Here is a 17294-nt window from a genome sequence, read left to right as displayed (position 1 = left end):
GCATCACGATGGGCAGCTTCTTCAACGGCAACCTGCGACGCACGGCCTGGCGCATTGCGGCACTGGTGCTGTGCGTGGTTGCGTGGCACCTCGCCACGCGCGAACGCATCAACCTGGGCGTCGTCACTTTCCAGAATGTGCCTCCGCCGGGTGAAGTGGCTGAGTCGGCCTGGTCGCTCCTGCAATCGCCGCTGGTGCTGCAGCACCTGGGGGCGAGCCTGCGCCGCGTGTTCATCGGCTTCGGGCTGGCGGCCATTGCCGGCGTGGCGCTCGGCCTTGCGATCGGCCGCGCCCGCTGGGCCGAAGACACGCTGCTGCCGCCGCTCGAAGTGCTGCGCCCGATCCCGGCGGTGGCGTGGATACCGCTGGCCATCCTGATGTTTCCGTCCTCGGAGGCGTCGATGGTGTTCATCACCTTCGTCGGTGCGCTGTTTCCGGTGCTGCTCAACACCGTGCACGGCGTCGAGGCTGTCGATGCACGCCTCGTCGCTTCGGCGCGCAGCCTGGGCGCGGGCCGTCTCGCGGTGTTCCGCGAGGTGATCCTGCCCGGCGCGCTGCCGAGCGTGGTCACAGGGCTGGCCATCGGCATGGGCACTGCATGGTTCTGCCTCGTCACGGCCGAGATGATCTCGGGCCAGTTCGGCATCGGCTACTACACCTGGATGTCGTACACGATCCAGAACTACGCCGACATCGTCGTGGGCATGCTCTTCATCGGCGTGCTCGGCATGGGCAGCAGCGCGCTCGTTCGGCGGGCCGGGCAGGCGCTGATGCCGTGGCGCGCCGTGCAGGAGAAAAGAAAATGAAGGCCGACGTGCAGACTGGGCGGATCGCCCTCGACGGCGTGCGCGTGCGCCTTGGCCATGGTGCCCAGGCCTTCGATGCGGTGCAGGACATCACCCTGCATGTGAAGCCCGGCGAGTTCGTCTGCCTGCTCGGCCCTTCGGGCTGCGGCAAGTCGACGCTGCTGGGTGCGCTTGCCGGCCATCTTGCACCGGCAGGCGGCACCATCAGCGTGGACGGCGAGCCTGTGCGCGGGCCGCATCCGGACCGAGGCCTGGTCTTCCAGCACCACACGCTCTTTCCGTGGAAGAAGGTGCTCGACAACGTTGCTTTCGGACTGAAGATGCAGGGCGTGGGCCGCCGCGAACGGCACGCGCGTGCGCGTGAAATGCTGCGCCTCGTCGGCCTGGACGACTTTGCCGGTTTCTATCCGTCGCAGCTCTCGGGTGGCATGCAGCAGCGCGCGGAAATTGCGCGGGTGCTCATCAACCATCCACGCGTGATGCTGATGGACGAACCCTTCGGTGCGCTCGACGCCCAGACCCGCCTCATGATGCAGCGCCAGCTGCTCGACGCCTGGGCGCGCGTGCGCACCACCATCGTCTTCATCACCCACGACATCGACGAGGCGCTGTTCCTGGGCGACCGGGTGCTCGTGATGGGTCCGCGGCCGGGCCGGATCGTGGCCGAGTTCGAGCTTGGTTTCGAGCGGCCACGCGATCCCTCGCTGGTCACGTCGTCCGAATTCACCGCGCTCAAGCGCCGCTGCCTGCAACTGCTGCATCCGCATGCGGGCGCAGGCGCACCGCTGGATCGCCTCACGCCGCTCGGCGCGCCCGCCGCGGCGCAGCTGCGCTTTGCCATCTGAAAGAAAAATGAACCCCGCCCTCCTCGACGATCCCGAACTGCAGGCCATTGCCACGCGGCTGGACTCACCCGACGCCGAAGTACGCCGCATCGCCGTGATGGACCTTGGCGACCTGGCCGACGAGGCGCACACGCCGCTCTTGGTCGCCGCGCTGCGCGACGATGCGCCCGCCGTGCGCGCCGCTGCGGCGCTGGCGCTCGAAACCATGGAGAACCAGGCGGCTGTCGAAGGGCTTGCGCAAGTGCTCGATGACGCCGATGCCCAGGTGCGCGAGGCCGCCGCCCACAGCCTTGCCGAACTGAAGGAGCCTGCGTCAGCCGCCTGGCTGCTGCCGTATGCAAGCGCTGCAGCAACGCGGGTGCGCGCCGCCGTGCTGCGCGCGCTGCGCGAGCTGCGGGTACCGGCCAGCGCTGGCCCTGCCCTGGCGGTCCTGCAGGAGCCGCGGTCTGCGCAGGACAGCGTCGAGGCCATCGCGCTGCGCCGGGAAGCCATTGGCGTGCTCGGGTACCTGAAGCACGCCCCAGCCCTCCCTGCACTGACCGGCATCGCCATGTCCGACCCCGTCGATGAAGTGCGCCGGGCCGCGGTGGGCGCGCTGGCGTTTGCCATCGGCAACGCCGACGCGCGCGCCGCACTGGAAACCGCGCTGCGCGACGCGAGCTGGCAGGTGCGGGAAGAAGCCGCGACATCGCTCGGCAAGCTGCAGCAGCCGGCCGCATCCGAAGCGCTGCTGGTGGCCCTGGACGACGCCTATTGGCAGGTACGCCTGCGCGCGGCCCGCAGCCTGGGCCGGCTGCGCAGCACCGGAAGCGTCGCGGCGCTGCTCGTGACGCTGGGCCACAGCATCAGCAACCTGCGCAAGGAAGCGGCGCTTGCACTGGGCGAGATCGGCAATGCGGCCGCGCTGCCCGCGCTCGAAATCGCCGCCGCCGACGCGGACCCGGAAGTGCGCAAATCAGCCCGGCTGGCAATCGCGCAGATCGGTGCGACGGAACATGGCACCTGAATCCATCGTCGACCATCGCGCGCGCGCTGCGCTGGAGTTCCGTTGGGCGGATGGCACACAGCATCTGGCGCCATACCAGTTGCTGAGATCGAGTTGCCCTTGCGCCGATTGCAAGGCCCAGCGCGCGGCCCAGCACGATGGTCAAGCGAGATTGTTGCCGTCAGCTGCAGACCTGCGGCTTACGGACATTCGGCCGGTGGGCGCGTACGGCGTGCAGTTCGTGTTCGGCGACGGCCACGACCGGGGCATCTTCCCCTGGCGCTTCCTGAGAGAGCTGTTGGAAAAAAACCTCGCCCAGGCGCTGACGGCCGCCGATCACGGCTGAAGGTACAGGTCCGCGAAGCTTCCCCGGATGTGCTCCCCGGTAGGGGCATAGTTGCGCACCTTCTTCGCCAGTACGGTGATCGCAGGATTGGCCCCCAACTCGATGGAGGGAATGTCGCGATGCACGATCTGCTGGAACTCGGTGAACAGCTGCCGGCGCTTGGCTTCGTCGGTCTCGACTGCCGCGGCTTCCAGCAGGCGGTCGACCTCCGGATTCACGTAGTGCGGCGCATTGGAGAACGGCAGCCCGACCTTGAAGTTCTTCGACCAGAACACGCGCTGCACGCCCACCGTGGGATCGAACAGGTTCGTGAGGCTTTCCAGCGTGATGTCGAAGGCCCGTTCGGTATAGGTCTTATTGACGTAGGTTGCAAAGTCGTAGCTCTCGACCGCGGCATCGATGCCGATGCGTCCCAGCGACTGGCGCACGAAGTCCGCGGCGCGCCGCTCCTGGAAGGGGTTGTAGAGCACCCGCAGCTTCAGGCGCGTACCGCCGGCGCCGCGCTTGAATCCGGCCGCCTCCAGTGCCGCTTCGGCTTCCTTCGGGTTGAACGGATACGGCTGGATGCTCGCGTCGTGATAGCGCGAGATGCCCTTCCCTATCGGCGATGCCGAGGGCGTTCCGTAGCCGTACCACACCGTCTTGGCAAACGCATTGACATCGATGGCCTGAGCAATCGCCTTTCGCACTTCGCGCTTTTGCAGCGCAGGCGTGTCCAGGTTGAAGTAGATCTGCTGATGGCTGCCGAGGTAGGGCGAGATGCGCGTGTCGATCTCGATGCCCGCCAGCTTCTTGAACCGCTCGACGTCCGACAGCGGGATGCCGCCCGTTCCGTTCGCCAGGTCGGCCGTGCCCGACTCCAGCGCCGCCGCACGCGACGCGGCATCGAGCACAAAACGCACCACCACCCGGTCGAGGTACGGCTTGGGCTTGTCCCAGTAGTTCGGGTTGCGCTCGAGGATGATGTGGCTGCCCTGCACCCACTCCTTGAACACGAAGGGGCCGGTGCCCACCGGCGCGCTGTTGTACTTGCTCGACGCGATATCGGTGCCTTCGTAAAGGTGCTTCGGCACGATCGGTGACTCGGTCGAGGCCAGCGCCGTGAGCAGGAACGGCGACGGCTTGCTCAGCACGATGATCGCGGTGTGCGCATCGGGCGTCTTCACGTCCACCACATTGGCAAAGGTGCCGCGCCCGCGCGGATGCACCTGCTTGAGCGTGAGGATCGAGAAGGCCACGTCTGCCGAGGTGAAGTCCCGACCGTCATGCCATTTCACGCCTTTGCGCAGCTCGAACGTGTACTGCAGGCCGTCCCTGCTCAGCGACCACGCGGTGGCGAGCAGCGGCTTGGGCTTGAGGTCGTAGTCATAGGTCAGCAGGCCTTCGACGATCTTCGGACCGATCTCGGCGTTTCCGCCGGCCGTGGTCGTGAGCGGCACGATCGAGGAAGGAACGGGGTTGATCAGCCAGGTCAATGTGCCACCTGGGCGCGGCTGGGAAGTCGCCGGCAATGTGGCAAAGGCAAAAGCGGCAGCCACGGCCCATGCCGCGAAAAAGTGCGGCATGGCCCGCGTGTAGGTCCAACGTTTCATGTCTTTTCGCTCAGAAGGCCGGAATCACGGCGCCCTTGTACTTGTCCTGGATGAACTTGCGGACCTCGGCCGTATGGAGCGCAGCCACCAGCTTGGCGATGGCCGGCGAACTCACGTTGTCGCTGCGCGACGCAATGAAATTGGCATAGGGCGACTTGCGGCCGTCCTCGATGAAGAGCGCATCCTTGGCCGGATCGAGCTTGGCCTCGAGCGCATAGTTGGTGTTGATCAGCGCGAGATCGACATCTGGCAGCGCGCGCGGCAGCTGGGCCGATTCGAGTTCGCGGATCACCAGCTTCTTCGGATTGGCAACGATGTCACGCGCCGTCGACTTGATGTTGGACGGATCTTTCAGCTTGATCAGTCCCTGCTTCGCCAGCAGCGCCAGCGCGCGGCCCGAGTTGGAGGGGTCGCTCGGGATCGCCACGACCGCGCCCTCGCGCAGCTCGGAGGTCTTGCGGATCTTCTGCGAGTAGGCACCGAAGGGCTCGATGTGCACGTCGCTGTTCGGAACCTCGACGATGTCCGACTTCCGGTCCTTGGTGAACGATTCGAGGTAGGGGCGGTTCTGGAAGAAGTTGGCATCCAGCTGCTTGTCGCTCACGGCAAGGTTCGGCTGCACATAGTCGTTGAACACCTTCACCTGCAGGTCGACACCCTGCGCCTTCAGCTGCGGCCGGACGAACTCCAGGATCTCCGCGTGCGGCACGGGCGACGCAGCCACACGCAGCGCCTCTTGCGCCTGCGCGGCGGCGCCGAGGCTGGTGATGGCGAGTGCCACGATGAAATGGGCGCGTCGGAATGAAAGCAACATGTTCGGGACTCCCTCAAGAAGTGATTTTTTCGGAATGCTTTCCTCAGGATGGGAAAGCTTGGGTGTCGCAGGTTAGCCGCGACATTCCCGGGCCCAAACAACGGATAGGCGCTTGCATATCTGTTTTTTGCATGCGCTGGGGCGAAGGGGCCGCGCGTAGCCTGCGGTTCCTTTTCCCTCCAAGGAACCCGCAGATGAGCAATCGTTTGAACCGCGTGCACGCATCGCGCTCCGCCGCCATGAAGGCCGGCCTCAACCATCTCGTGATCGACACAGATGTTCACGTCAACGACTGCGCTCCCGTGCTCGAGGACTACGTGGCGCAGTACGGCCGCAGCAAGCTGGTCAACGCACTGGGCAGCCGTTTCGCTACGCGCCATGGCGGCGGCAAGAACTGGTACAAACAGACGGCCGAGGAGCGCTCGTAGCGCAGCGTGTGGTCGGTTCCATGGCGGTCAAGACGACTTCATCGTCTTTCCTCGAAGCCGGTGTGCGGCGCAAATCGGGCCACCGACGCATCGGAATCCCAGCACTTGATCAGCGGCGCTTCGTCGGGGCTGCAGATCGGGAATGTAGAGCCAGCGCCGCGCCGGGTTGAAGGCCACGCCGTAGGTCTTTCCCGCGCGATGGGGAAGATCAGGCCGGAGGCGATCAGGTCGTCAGGTCGGTGGTGCTTGCATCGCCCAGGGCCAGCGGCCAGTCGCGCGCGGGTTGGGCAGCGGGACGCCACACATCAATGATGGCGACACGTCCAGCAAGTAACGCGTCGGCCTGCTCGCCCGCGATGTCGCGCACCCGTTGCGGGCCCGAGGCGATCGATTCGACCTGAGCTTATGCCGCGGCAGCGCCGCCGCCTGTCGTGGGTACACGGTGCCGCCAGGCATCGATGCTCCACGGGCCGGCACCGGCTGCCGCGATGAACAGGAAGACGAACGAGAACAGCACTGCCGCCTCTCCCTGGTTGAGCGAAGGAGCAAGCACGAACCCCTTGGGCGCATGGCCGATGAAATACGCGAACGCCAGCAGACCCGACAGCACGAACGCCACCGGCCGCGTGAACCACCCGATCAGCAGCAGGATGCCGCCGAAGAACTCCAGCACGCCTGCCGCGCCGAGCAGCGAGACCAGTTGAAGGTTGTCGAAGAACGCCACGTGCGGAACACCGAACAGCTTCGCCGAGCCGTGCTGGATCAGCAGATAGGCCGAGACGATGCGCAGCACCGAGAGAGCGGGCGGAACCAGACGGTCTGTATTGGCAATGGTCATGACAAGAGGCCTATGGAAAGATTGAACAAGGAGAGACGCACCGGGATTCTGTGGCGCCGGCCAACCGAGATCCAAGCGAGATTTGTGCATAAGCACATGCGCAATGGGCGCATGCGACGACGATGCGCAGTTCCATCGCCTCGCGAGCTACTTCGGCAGTGTGTTCCGCCCGCCGAGCTGGCTACGCAGGACGGCTTTTCCTTTCAGATATTGCCCCGCAGGCACGGCATTCATGCCGCCGAGTGATGCCGCGGCAACCGCCCGAAGAACGGATGGCTCGGATCGTTGAAGCCCGGCAGCGACGAATGTCCGGTGGTCACGAGCGCATCGACCAGGGCTTCGTCTTCATCGGTGAAGCGGTATTGCAGCGCGGGCAGGTAGTCTTCCCACTGCTCCAGCGTGCGCGGGCCGGCGATGGCCGAGGTGACGAGGCGGTTGTTCAGCACCCAGGCCAGCGCGAACTGGCCCGGCGTGATGCCGCGTCCCTCGACGTGCTCCTTCACGCGCTGCGCGATCTCCAGCGATTCGGCACGCCATTCGGTCTGCAGGATGCGCTTGTCGTCGCGGCCCGCGCGCGTGCCCGCAGGCGGTGCCTTGCCGGGTTGGTACTTGGCGGTGAGCACGCCGCGAGCGAGCGGGCTGTAAGACACCACGCCCACGCCGTAGTACTCGGCCGCGGGCAGGTGCTCGGCCTCGATCTGCCGGTTCGCCAGGTTGTAGAGCGGCTGCGTGGCCGCGGGGCGGTCCACGTTCAATGCATCGGCCGTGCGGGCGAATTCCGCGATCTTCCAGGCAGGATGGTTCGACAGGCCGTAGCTGCGCAGCTTGCCCGCGCGGATCAGGTCGCCCAGTGCGCGCACGGTCTCGGCCACGGGCGTGGCCCGGTCCTCGCGGTGCAGGTACAGGAGGTCGATGTGATCGGTGCCCAGGCGCTTCAGGCTCGCCTCCACCGATTGCACGATGCCGTGCCGCCCCGTGCTCCTGTTGTTGGGACCGGCGATGTCCGGATCGGGGTTGGCGAACTTGGTCGCGAGCACCCAGCGGTTGCGGTTGGGTGCCACGAGCTCTCCCACGACCTTCTCGGACTCGCCCTTGTTGTAGGCATTGGCGGTGTCGATGAAGTTGATGCCCTGCTCGAAGGCGCGCTCGGCAATGCGCTGCGCGGTGGCGCGGTCGGCCTGGCCGCCGAACATCATGGTGCCGAGGGCGATCGGCGACACGAGGATGCCGCTGCGGCCGAGGGGACGGTAGTCGATGCTGCTCATTGAAAAGAGGCTCCCTGTGTATCTGTCTGGCGAAAGAAAAGGCGTCAGAGACGAAGCCCGGCCTGCTTCATCAGCGGCAGGATCCGGTCGCCGAAGAATTTGAGGTCGGGCTTGAAGTCGAAGAAGCTCAGTTGCAGGCCATCGATGCCCGCGCGCTTGAGCTGCACGAACTGCTCGACCACCTGCTCGGGCGTGCCGATGACCTCGATGTTTCCGCCAATGGCGCGGCGCTTGGGTGCGTCGTGGCCGACGCGGCCGCGCCAGGCATGCGCGTCGCTGTCGAAGCGGTTGTAGCTGGCGTGGGGGTCGGCATCGAGGTGGTCGACGATGGCGTCGTGGTAGTCCCAGGTTTCGCGTTCGGTTTCTCGGCTGATGACCATCGGGTTGAGCAGCGTGCGCACCTCGCGCCCCACGCGCCGGGCCGCCTGCTTCACGCGCGCGGCGTGTGCGGGCAGCGCCTCGATGGCGCTTGCGAAGCTGGAGCCGCTCGGGCTGGTGATGAAGACGATGTCGGAGTAGCGTGCCGCGAACTCGATACCCGCATCGGAGCCGGTGGCGTTCACCAGCACCGGACGGCCGAAGCGCGGCTTCGGCGAAACGAACGCGCCGTCGAGCTTCCAGGGCGACTCGCCCTTGAACGACCAGTTTTCGGTATCGGCCCACAGGCGCTGCACCACTTCCAGGAACTCCGCTGCGAGTTCGTAGCGCCGGTCGTGTTCGATGCGCTGCGAGCCGAACATCTCGTGCTCTACCGCGCGATGGCCCGTGACCACGTTGATGCCCCAGCGCCCGCCCGAGATGTGGTCCAGCGTGGCAGCGTACTTGGCCAGGTGCAGCGGATGCAGCGGACCGTAGAGCACGTGGATGGTCGAGATCAGCATGATCCGGCTGGTGACTGCGGTGAGCGCGGCCGTGGTCATGAACGAGTCGAGCGCGTTGCCGTCGAAGACGCCGCCGTAGCCGCCCTTGGGCAGCCACTGCGAGAGCGCGAACACGAGGTCGAATGCGAGGTGCTCGGCGTGCAGCACGAGATCCCTGTTGTAGTCGAAGCGCCAGTCGGTGCTGCGCGGCAAGGTCGAGGCGCTCCAGCCGCCCGCCTGGATCGGCAGGAACAGCCCGAGCAGAACGGGCTGCCTGAAGGCCTGGGAGAGCGGGCTCTCGCTGAACTCGGTCGGTGCGGCGAAGCGCTCCAAACCGGCGATGGCGCCGGGCTGGTGGGTCAGGGACATTGTTGGATTACCTTCCAGAGCCCGAATTCTGACCAGCAGCTGCGCAATTGGCACGGCCGGAATTCGCATATCGAAACTCAGAAAACCTTGCCTTCCTCCAGATGCTTCGTCGTGCCGTTGAGGTGGTAGTCGCCGATCACCCGCGCCTTCTGCAGCAGCGGGTTGTGGTTGAAGATGGTGCGCAGGTTGCGCCAGTGGCGGTCGAAGTTGTGCTTCCGCGAAGTGGCGGATGCGCCGCCCGCTTCGAACAGGCGCTCGGCCGCCTGCAGCGCGATCTTGCTGACGGCCAGCTGCGTCTTCGCGGTGGCGAGTGCGCCGGCTAGCACCAACTGCTGCAAGCCCTCTTCCTCCACCTCGCCGTTCGCTGAGCCGCGCCTCAAGGCCGCGGCCGAGCGGTCGAGCTGCCGCGCGTTGTGGGCGATGAGCGCGTCCACCGCGTGGGTGCCGGTCGCCAGGTCGCCCACCACCCATTGCGTGAAGTGGTCCTCCACCGCCGACGATGCGGGGCTGTGCGCCGCGGGCCGTGCGTGGTGGCGCACGTAGTGCACGGCATCGCTGAACACATTGCGCACGATGCCCGCGGCCACCGCCACCAGGTAGAGCTGGCGCAGCGCCGCCGCATGACGCCGCTGCAGGCTGCGCGGCGATGTGAAAACGATCTCGTCGGGCTGCACCTCCAGTCCGTCGAATTCCAGGCTGCCGCTGGCCGTGAGGCGCTGGCCCATGCCGTCCCAGTCGTCCTTCACATGCAGGCCAGCGCGGTCGGTGGGCACGATCACCGTTGCATCGCGGCCTTCCTCGTCGCGCACCGCGATGCTCGCGAAATCGGAGAACGCGGTGCCGGTCGCGTAGTACTTGCTGCCGTTGAGCACCCGACGGTCGCCCTGCCGTTCGAGCGTGGTGGTCACCGTGCCCGAACGCGGCGTGCCAAGCTCGGTGAAGGCGCCGCCGAACAGCGCGCCTTCGCGCACGCGGGCGAGCTGCCGGTCGGCATCCGGATGAGGCGGGGCCGTGGTCCACAGCTCGACGGCGTTGTAGTGCGTGCGCAAGGCGTGCGCCACGTTGGAGTCGGCCGCCGCAAGCGTGGCGACAACCTGCACGAGGTCTTCGATCGAACCGCCAGGGCCGCCGCGCTCGACCGGAATGCGCAGTGCGCCCAAGCCCGATGCGCGGAACAGCGCGAACGCCTCGAAAGGCAGCGTACCTTCGCGTTCGCGCTGCGAGGCGCCTTCGGCGATGGCCGCGCACAAGGCCGGCAATCGATCGATCAGCGTCTGGAGTGGCACGCCCGACAGGGCGCGATCGATGGCATTCATTGCGTTTCCCGGAAGCGATGGAGAGCCGCGAATATAGGCGCCCTTCCTCATCGGTTCTCGCATAAGAAAACTCGGTTTTCGTGCGTGGCGCAACGCAACTGCCCGCAGGCAGGCAGCGCATTTCCAAGATCGAAAAAATGCTAAGTGTCGGCGCCGTTTTCCGGGACCATCGTCTGCCCTTTTGCACCCATCTTGGACACGGTGACCTCCTCCATGGCTCTCTCTTCCCTCCTCCGGAAACTCTGGTCAGACCAACGGCTGCTTCAGCTGGCGCTGGCCTCGCTGTCCTTCACGGCGCTCGCGCAGGCCAAGGCGCCCGTGCCGGTGGACGGCGGCACGCTGACCTATGCGGTGTCGCAGGAGCCCACCTCGCTCGTGTCCTTCCTCGACACGAAGACCGACAACCGCAACATCAGCGCCAAGGTCACCGAGGGCCTGCTTCGCTACGACGCGAAGTTCAACCCCCAGCCGCTGCTGGCGACCTCGTGGCAGGTGAGCGCCGACGGCCTGAAGTACACCTTCAAGCTGCGCGCGGGCGTGAAGTTCCACGACGGCCGCGATTTCACCGCCGAGGACGTGCGCTACTCGGTGCTGACCCAGAAGAAGCAAGGCCCGCGCGGGCGCATCACGCTGGCGAACGTGGAGCGCGTCGACGCGCCCGATCCGCTCACCGCCGTGATCGTGCTGGCCAAGCCGGCGCCGTTCCTGATCAAGGCGCTGTCGTCGGCGGAGCTGCCGATCGTGCCCGCGCACCGCTACGCCGACGGCGACCCGCTGGGCAGCGCGAACAATGCCGCGCCGGTGGGCACCGGCCCCTTCGTCTTCGAGCAATGGGTGCGCGGCAGCCACCTGGTGCTGCGCAAGAACCCCGGCTACTGGCGCCAGGGCCATCCGCGCATCGACCGCGTGATCGTGAAGTTCGTGCGCGACCCGGCCGCGATCTCCACCGCCGTCGAGACCGGCGAGGTGGATGTCGCGCAAGGCGTGAGCCTGGCCGACCTCGAACGCCTGTCGGCGAACCCGAAGCTCAAGGTGGACGACGGCTACGACGGCTTCCTCAACAACGCGTCTTTCCTCGAGTTCAACGTGGAAAACCCGGTCCTCGCGAACGCGAAGGTGCGCCATGCCATTGCGCAAGCCATCGACCGCAACTTCATCCGAAACACCATCTACTACAGGCGCGCGGAGGTGGTGAACTCGCCGATCCCGCGCGTGCTGTCCGACTACTACGAGGACAGCACCTTCCGCGACACCTTCGACGTGGCTGCAGCCAACAAGCTGCTGGACGAGGCGGGCCAGCCGAAGAGGGCCGGCGGCCAACGCTTCTCGCTGCGGCTGAGCTACATCCCCGGCGCGGAGTTCAAGCGCACGGCCGACTACCTGCGCTCCGCGCTCGCGCGGGTAGGCATCAAGGTAGAGATCGTCGACGGCGACCTGCCCACCTTCCTCAAGCGCGTCTACAGCACGCGCGATTTCGACCTCAACATCAACGGCCTCGGCCGCCTGTTCGACCCGACGGTGGGCGTGCAGCGCATCTACTGGGGCGACGGCGTGCGCAATCCGCTGATCTGGGTCAACGCGGCCCACTACGACAACCCGCAGGTGGACGAACTGTTTCGGCAGGCGGCCGTGGAGGTCGACGAGGGCAGGCGCGCCGCGCAGTTCAAACAGATCCAGCAGATCGTCGGGCGCGAGTTGCCGGTGCTGCCCATCGTCACCGTGCCCTCGATCGTGGTGCACAGCGCGCGCCTGCACGACTTCCACAACAGCATCGACCTGATGTCCGGCGACCTGTCCGACGCATGGATCGACCCCAGGAAGTGACCACACGAGAGCAACCATGACCACCCAGGACCTCCATTCCTCCCTTCTGGATTCGCTGACCTTCGCGAGCGCCCGCACGCAGGCCGAGGCGCTGGCCGCGGGCCGCGTTTCGGCCGTCGACCTGCTGGAACATGCGCTGGCGCGAATCAGCCAATTCGACAACGACCTCAACGCCGTGGTGGTGCGCAACGACGAAGGCGCCCGTGCGGCCGCCCGCGAAGCCGACGCGGCCCTGGCGCGCGGCGAACGCGGGCCGCTGCTCGGCGTGCCGATCACGGTGAAGGAATCATTCGACGTCGCCGGTTTCGTCACGACGAGCGGCAACCCCGACCATGCGAACAACGTGGCCGAACAGGACTCGCTGGCCGTCGCCGCGCTGCGCGCGGCCGGCGCGGTGATCGTCGGCAAGAGCAACGTGCCGCTCGCGCTGGCCGACCTGCAGAGCTACAACGCCATCTACGGCGTGAGCAACAACCCATGGGATGCCACGCGCACGCCGGGCGGCTCCTCGGGCGGCTCGGCCGCGGCACTCGCGGCAGGCTATGTGGCGCTCGAACTGGGCACCGACATCGGCGGCTCCATCCGCATTCCTGCGCACTTCAACGGCGTGTACGGCCACAAGCCCACGGCGGGGCTGGTGGCCATGCGAGGCACCGGCGTGCCCTCGGGGCGGCTGGCCGACCGCGACCTGAGCGTGGCGGGTCCGCTGGCGCGCACCGCGTCCGACCTCGAGCTCGCGCTGGACCTGCTCGTCAACCTCGAGCCGCTGGCCGCCAAGGCCTGGAAGGCCACGCTGCCGCCGGCGCGGCACGTGCAGCTCAAGGACTTTCGCGTGCTGGTGATCGACGAATGGCCCGGCAGCGCCCGCAGCCTGCACGAGGCGCTGGTGGTCGAGCGCGTGGTGGAGCGGCTGCGCACGCAGGGCGCGAAGGTGAGCCGGCCTTCGGAACTGCCGTCCGGCCTGCTGCCCGATCTCACGGCGTCGCACCGCGTCTACCGCAGCCTGCTCGGCTCGTCGCTCGCCTCGCCGCCCGCGCTGAGCAAGGCGGCGCAGAAACGGCTCGAAGCGCTGGCGGCCGACGACGACAGCGCCGATGCCGCATGGCTGCGCGCGCCCACGCTGCGCCACAGCGACTGGCTCCAGGACAACGAGCGGCGCGTCGCGCTGCGCCACCGATGGGAGCGCCTCTTCGAGACCTTCGACGTGGTGGTGACGCCGGTCGCGCCGCTGCCGGCCTTCCGCCACGACCACAGCGAGCCGAAGGATGCGCGCACCTATCCCGTCGAGTTCGAGGATGGCACGCGGGAGGTGCCGTTTTTCGATCTTTTCCATTGGGCGGGCCTGCCGGTGCTGCCGGGCCTGCCGGCGACGAGCTTTCCGGTCGGGCTCGACGACAACGGGCTGCCGGTGAGCGCGCAAGCCGTGGGCCCGTACCTCGAAGACCGCACGACCATCGCCTTTGCGCAACTGCTCGAAGAGGTCTATGGGGGCTTCATCGCACCGCCCGGATTCAGCGCAGGCCCGGCCACCGGGGCATCGCGGCCATGACCCGGAGCACCATCGATCGCCGCGCCTTCCTGCAGGGCGGCGCGAGCCTCGGCCTCGCAGGCCTTGCACCTGCGTGGGCACAGGGCCAGCCCGCCGCCGCGGCCGCGGCCGCCCCCGTGCGCGGCGGCACGCTCACCGTGCTGATCGACCCCGAGCCGCCCACGCTCACCACCATTGCGCATTCGGCGGGCTCGTCGGTGCTGGTCTCGGCCAAGGTCACCGAAGGCCTGCTGAGCTATGACTTCGACTTGGCGCCACAGCCGCAGCTGGCCACCGCCTGGGCCGTGAGCAACGACGGCCTGCAGTACACCTTCACGCTGCGCCGCGGCGTGAAGTGGCACGATGGCCGGCCTTTCACCTCGGCCGATGTTGCGCATTCCATCGGGCTGCTCAAGCAATATCACCCGCGCGGCCGCGCCACTTTTTCCAGCGTGGCCGAGGTGCGCACGCCGGACGAATTCACCGCCGTGCTGGTGCTGACCAAGCCGGTGCCCTACCTGATCACCGCGCTCTCGGCCTCCGAATCGCCGATCGTGCCCCGGCACCTGTACGAAAGCGGCAGGGCCGATGCCAACCCGGCGAACAACGCCCCCATCGGCACCGGCCCGTTCATCTTCAAGGAATGGGTGCGCGGCAGCCACGTGACCTACGAGCGCAACCCGAACTACTGGGATGCGCCGCGCCCTTACGTCGACCGGCTCATCGTGCGCTTCATCCCCGATGCGGCGGCGCGCGCGGCCGCCATCGAGAAGGGCGAAGTGCACCTGAGCCCCGGCACGCCGGTGCCGCTGGGCGACGTCGAGCGGCTGCGCGCCAGGCCAAACCTGGTGTTCGAGCCGAACGGCTACCAATACATCAACAGCGTCTCGCGCGTGGAGTTCAACCTCGAGAACCCGGCCCTGCAGGACCTGCGCGTGCGCCAGGCCATCGCACACGCCATCAACCGCCAGGTGGTGCGCAAGACCGTGTGGTACGGCCAGGGCACGCTCATTCCGGGGCCGGTGCATCCGGCGCTCAAGAAGTTCTACGTGCCCGACCTTCCGGTGCTGCCCTACGACCTGAAGCAGGCCGAGGCGCTGCTCGACGCGGCAGGCCTCACGCGCGGCAGGGCCGGCGCCAGCCTGCGGCTGAAACTGGCCCTGGTGCCGATCCCCAATGAAGGCGGCCAGCGCACGGCCGAGTACCTGAAGCAGAGCCTCGCCCGCATCGGCGTCGAGGTCACCATCAACTCGCAGGACTTCGCGACCTACGTGCGCCGCATCTATGCCGACCGCGCGTTCGACCTGCACGTGAGCGTGATGAGCAACACCTTCGACCCGACCGTCGGCATCCAGCGCCTGTACTGGTCGAAGAACTTCAAGAAGGGCCTGCCGTTCTCCAACGGATCGGGCTACAGCAATCCCGAAGTGGACCGGCTGCTCGAAGCCGCGGCCGTCGAGGTGGACGAGGGCCGCAGGCGCCAGGCTCTTACCGAGTTCCAGCACCACATCGTGCGCGACCTGCCCGACATCACGCTGCTGGCCATCGACAGCTACACCATCGCCGACCGCCGCGTGCGCGGCCACACGGTGAGCGCGGACGGCATTGCCGGCAACCTGGCCGGTGCGTGGATCGGCACCTGATCCACCGCGTTTGCTTATGCGGAAGTCTTCGTAGCGGCGCATCCGCCGCGGAGCTATGGTGCCGCCGACCTCTTTCTTCTTCAGCGCACCCATGTCCCTCACTGCCGAAATCCCCATTCCCGCCCGCGCGGCCCCATCGGCATTCGCACCCGCCATCTCCGCGGCCACCCTGCACCAATGGCTGCTGGACGGCCGCGAACTCGCCCTGCTCGACGTTCGCGAGCACGGCCAGTACGGCGAAGGCCATCCCTTCTTCGCGGTGCATGCCGCCTACAGCCGCCTCGAAACCGAGGTTGCCCGCCTCGTGCCCTGCCGCGCCACCCGCACGGTGCTGTTCGACGGCGGCGACACGGACTCGGCCCTGGCCCGCAAGGCCGCAGGACGCCTTGTCGCACTCGGCTATGACGACGTGTCGGTGCTCGCAGGCGGCGCACCGGCCTGGTCGCGCGCCGGCCACACGCTGTTCAAGGGCGTGAACCTGCCGTCCAAGACCTTCGGCGAACTCGCCGAACATGCCTTCGAAGTGCCGCACATCGACGCGCACACCCTGGCTGCCCGGCAGCGCGCGGGCGAACCGCTGGTGCTGCTCGACGGCCGCACGCTGGAAGAGCATCGCAAGATGACGCTGCCCGGCGCCATTCCCGTGCCCAACGGCGAACTGGCGTTGCGCTGGCGCACGCTGGTGCCGGACCCGGCCACGCCGATCGTGGTGCACTGCGCGGGGCGCACGCGCAGCATCGTCGGCGCGCAGATCCTGCGCGACCTTGGCGTGCCGAACCCCGTGCTTGCGCTGGAGAACGGCACACAGGGCTGGGCACTCGCGGGCCTCGAACTCGAGCGCGGCAGCGCCCGGACGCTCCCGCCGGCACCCAATGCCGCGCAGCGCCGGGCCGCACGCGACGATGCCGCTGCGGCGGCACAGCGCGCGGGCGTGCCCGTGCTCAGCGCCGCCGAGGCGCAGGCATGGCTCGACGACGGCACCCGCACCACCTTCGTGTTCGACGTCCGCACGGCGGAAGAATTTGCCGCCGGCGGCCTGCAGGGCACACGCCACGCGCCGGGCGGCCAGTTGCTCCAGGCCACCGACCTGCAGATCGGCGTGCGCCACGCGCGCGTCCTGGTGCTCGACGACGACGGCGTGCGCGCCCCGGTGGTGGCGCTGTGGCTGCGCCGGCTCGGCTTCGATGCGGCGCTGGTCGAGGACGGCCTGGCCGGCGAGCTGCGCGTTCCGGTTCGCGCGCCGGCGAGGCTTCCGCCGGCGGTGGCGGAACTGGACGCCGCCGAACTGGCCACGTTGCGCGAAGACGGCGCCGACCCACCCGCCGTGGTGGATCTGCGCCCTTCGCGAACCTACAGGGCACGCCATGCGCGCGGCGCCACCTGGTCGATCCGTCCCCGCGTGGCCGCCGATGCCCTGGCCGCGACCGGCGGCAACCTGCAGCACCCGGTGCTGCTGATCGCAGCCGACGAAACCATCGCTCGCCTGGCCGCACAAGACCTGCGCGAGGCCGGATGGCAGCAGCTCTCATGGGCCCGCGCCGAGGCGGTCGAGTCCGCGGGCTGGGCCCAGCAGGCCACGCCCGCGTCGCCGCCGGACGCCGAGGCCATCGACTACCTGCTGTTCGTCCATGACCGCCATGACGGCAACCTCGACGCGGCGCGCCGCTACCTCGACTGGGAGCTGGGCCTGATCGCCCAATGCGCACCCGATGAACTGGCCAGCTTCCGCCTGCCAGCCGCTGCGCACGAAAGTGCGCACCAAAAACCGCATATCGATAGTTGAAGGCGTTCGTTGCAGCGGCAAGCACGGCCTCGCAAGATCGCCGCCTGCTGGG

Annotated in this window: 14 protein-coding genes and 1 pseudogene; 9 read left to right on the top strand and 6 right to left on the bottom strand. The window is 67.7% G+C overall.

The window, feature by feature from the left end; all coding sequences use genetic code 11:
* The first annotated feature begins 8 nt into the window (after positions 1-8).
* From AC1DSC_RS17595 to AC1DSC_RS17580, 4 genes are read left to right on the top strand one after another with little or no spacing between them, the layout of a single operon-like run.
* Positions 9-806 (top strand): ABC transporter permease, encoded by a 798-nt coding sequence (locus AC1DSC_RS17595; protein WP_062365363.1) that lies wholly within the window; start codon positions 9-11, stop codon positions 804-806.
* Positions 803-1651: an ABC transporter ATP-binding protein gene (locus tag AC1DSC_RS17590; protein WP_018904231.1), complete on the top strand. Its 849-nt coding sequence runs from the start codon at positions 803-805 to the stop codon at positions 1649-1651. Before AC1DSC_RS17595 ends, AC1DSC_RS17590 begins: the two co-directional genes overlap by 4 nt.
* A gap of 7 nt (positions 1652-1658) precedes the next feature.
* Positions 1659-2657 (top strand): HEAT repeat domain-containing protein, encoded by a 999-nt coding sequence (locus tag AC1DSC_RS17585; RefSeq protein WP_018904232.1) that lies wholly within the window; start codon positions 1659-1661, stop codon positions 2655-2657.
* Complete coding sequence (locus tag AC1DSC_RS17580) at positions 2647-2982, top strand: gamma-butyrobetaine hydroxylase-like domain-containing protein (RefSeq protein ID WP_018904233.1); 336 nt, start codon at positions 2647-2649, stop codon at positions 2980-2982. The genes AC1DSC_RS17585 and AC1DSC_RS17580 overlap by 11 nt, the downstream gene beginning before the upstream one ends.
* On the opposite strand, the gene AC1DSC_RS17575 is transcribed toward AC1DSC_RS17580, so the two are convergent.
* Together AC1DSC_RS17575 and AC1DSC_RS17570 are read right to left on the bottom strand one after the other, a co-directional pair.
* Positions 2973-4574: an ABC transporter substrate-binding protein gene (locus AC1DSC_RS17575; protein WP_310649288.1), complete on the bottom strand. Its 1602-nt coding sequence runs from the start codon at positions 4572-4574 to the stop codon at positions 2973-2975. The two genes, AC1DSC_RS17580 and AC1DSC_RS17575, sit on opposite strands and share 10 nt — an antisense overlap.
* A 10-nt stretch (positions 4575-4584) precedes the next feature.
* On the bottom strand, positions 4585-5388 hold the full coding sequence (locus tag AC1DSC_RS17570; RefSeq protein WP_018904235.1) for a MetQ/NlpA family ABC transporter substrate-binding protein: 804 nt from the start codon (positions 5386-5388) through the stop codon (positions 4585-4587).
* Positions 5389-5582: 194 nt separating this feature from the next.
* Between AC1DSC_RS17570 and AC1DSC_RS17565 the strand changes: the two are divergent.
* Positions 5583-5810: pseudogene (locus AC1DSC_RS17565) on the top strand (amidohydrolase family protein); the annotation flags it as partial.
* Between the two features lie 409 nt (positions 5811-6219).
* Here the strand turns inward: AC1DSC_RS17565 and AC1DSC_RS17560 are convergent.
* From AC1DSC_RS17560 to AC1DSC_RS17545, 4 genes are all read right to left on the bottom strand, one after another.
* Entirely contained in the window at positions 6220-6654 is a 435-nt protein-coding gene (locus AC1DSC_RS17560; protein WP_049809866.1) for a DoxX family protein, read from the bottom strand.
* Positions 6655-6884: 230 nt separating this feature from the next.
* Positions 6885-7910 (bottom strand): aldo/keto reductase, encoded by a 1026-nt coding sequence (locus tag AC1DSC_RS17555; RefSeq protein WP_062365364.1) that lies wholly within the window; start codon positions 7908-7910, stop codon positions 6885-6887.
* A gap of 53 nt (positions 7911-7963) precedes the next feature.
* Positions 7964-9148, bottom strand: coding sequence for an LLM class flavin-dependent oxidoreductase (locus AC1DSC_RS17550; protein ID WP_018904239.1), 1185 nt, complete (start codon positions 9146-9148; stop codon positions 7964-7966).
* Positions 9149-9225: 77 nt separating this feature from the next.
* Positions 9226-10464 (bottom strand): acyl-CoA dehydrogenase family protein, encoded by a 1239-nt coding sequence (locus AC1DSC_RS17545; RefSeq protein ID WP_018904240.1) that lies wholly within the window; start codon positions 10462-10464, stop codon positions 9226-9228.
* A 213-nt stretch (positions 10465-10677) separates the two neighbouring features.
* Between AC1DSC_RS17545 and AC1DSC_RS17540 the strand changes: the two genes are divergently transcribed.
* From AC1DSC_RS17540 to AC1DSC_RS17525, 4 genes are all read left to right on the top strand, one after another.
* Positions 10678-12288: an ABC transporter substrate-binding protein gene (locus tag AC1DSC_RS17540; RefSeq protein ID WP_062365365.1), complete on the top strand. Its 1611-nt coding sequence runs from the start codon at positions 10678-10680 to the stop codon at positions 12286-12288.
* 16 nt (positions 12289-12304) lie between these two features.
* Positions 12305-13837, top strand: coding sequence for an amidase (locus AC1DSC_RS17535; RefSeq protein ID WP_018904242.1), 1533 nt, complete (start codon positions 12305-12307; stop codon positions 13835-13837).
* Complete coding sequence (locus AC1DSC_RS17530; RefSeq protein ID WP_018904243.1) at positions 13834-15459, top strand: ABC transporter substrate-binding protein; 1626 nt, start codon at positions 13834-13836, stop codon at positions 15457-15459. The genes AC1DSC_RS17535 and AC1DSC_RS17530 overlap by 4 nt, the downstream gene beginning before the upstream one ends.
* A gap of 91 nt (positions 15460-15550) precedes the next feature.
* Positions 15551-17242 carry a rhodanese-like domain-containing protein gene (locus AC1DSC_RS17525; protein WP_369664586.1) on the top strand — a complete coding sequence of 564 codons (1692 nt, stop codon included), beginning with the start codon at positions 15551-15553 and terminating at the stop codon, positions 17240-17242.
* Positions 17243-17294: the final 52 nt, after the last annotated feature.

The organism is Variovorax sp. 01N425, from assembly GCF_056399465.1.
The sequence above is the reverse complement of the archived record's forward strand: the minus strand, read 5'-3'. Positions and strand labels throughout refer to the sequence as shown.

What these genes read in the sequence shown, in the direction of transcription:
- AC1DSC_RS17595 (WP_062365363.1), top strand. Translation starts at nt 9, where the DNA reads ATGGGCAGCTTCTTCAACGGCAACCTGCGACGCACGGCCTGGCGCATT.
- AC1DSC_RS17590 (WP_018904231.1), top strand. Translation starts at nt 803, where the DNA reads ATGAAGGCCGACGTGCAGACTGGGCGGATCGCCCTCGACGGCGTGCGC.
- AC1DSC_RS17585 (WP_018904232.1), top strand. Translation starts at nt 1,659, where the DNA reads ATGAACCCCGCCCTCCTCGACGATCCCGAACTGCAGGCCATTGCCACG.
- AC1DSC_RS17580 (WP_018904233.1), top strand. Translation starts at nt 2,647, where the DNA reads ATGGCACCTGAATCCATCGTCGACCATCGCGCGCGCGCTGCGCTGGAG.
- AC1DSC_RS17575 (WP_310649288.1), bottom strand. Translation starts at nt 4,574, where the DNA reads ATGAAACGTTGGACCTACACGCGGGCCATGCCGCACTTTTTCGCGGCA.
- AC1DSC_RS17570 (WP_018904235.1), bottom strand. Translation starts at nt 5,388, where the DNA reads ATGTTGCTTTCATTCCGACGCGCCCATTTCATCGTGGCACTCGCCATC.
- AC1DSC_RS17560 (WP_049809866.1), bottom strand. Translation starts at nt 6,654, where the DNA reads ATGACCATTGCCAATACAGACCGTCTGGTTCCGCCCGCTCTCTCGGTG.
- AC1DSC_RS17550 (WP_018904239.1), bottom strand. Translation starts at nt 9,148, where the DNA reads ATGTCCCTGACCCACCAGCCCGGCGCCATCGCCGGTTTGGAGCGCTTC.
- AC1DSC_RS17545 (WP_018904240.1), bottom strand. Translation starts at nt 10,464, where the DNA reads ATGAATGCCATCGATCGCGCCCTGTCGGGCGTGCCACTCCAGACGCTG.
- AC1DSC_RS17540 (WP_062365365.1), top strand. Translation starts at nt 10,678, where the DNA reads ATGGCTCTCTCTTCCCTCCTCCGGAAACTCTGGTCAGACCAACGGCTG.
- AC1DSC_RS17535 (WP_018904242.1), top strand. Translation starts at nt 12,305, where the DNA reads ATGACCACCCAGGACCTCCATTCCTCCCTTCTGGATTCGCTGACCTTC.
- AC1DSC_RS17530 (WP_018904243.1), top strand. Translation starts at nt 13,834, where the DNA reads ATGACCCGGAGCACCATCGATCGCCGCGCCTTCCTGCAGGGCGGCGCG.
- AC1DSC_RS17525 (WP_369664586.1), top strand. Translation starts at nt 15,551, where the DNA reads ATGTCCCTCACTGCCGAAATCCCCATTCCCGCCCGCGCGGCCCCATCG.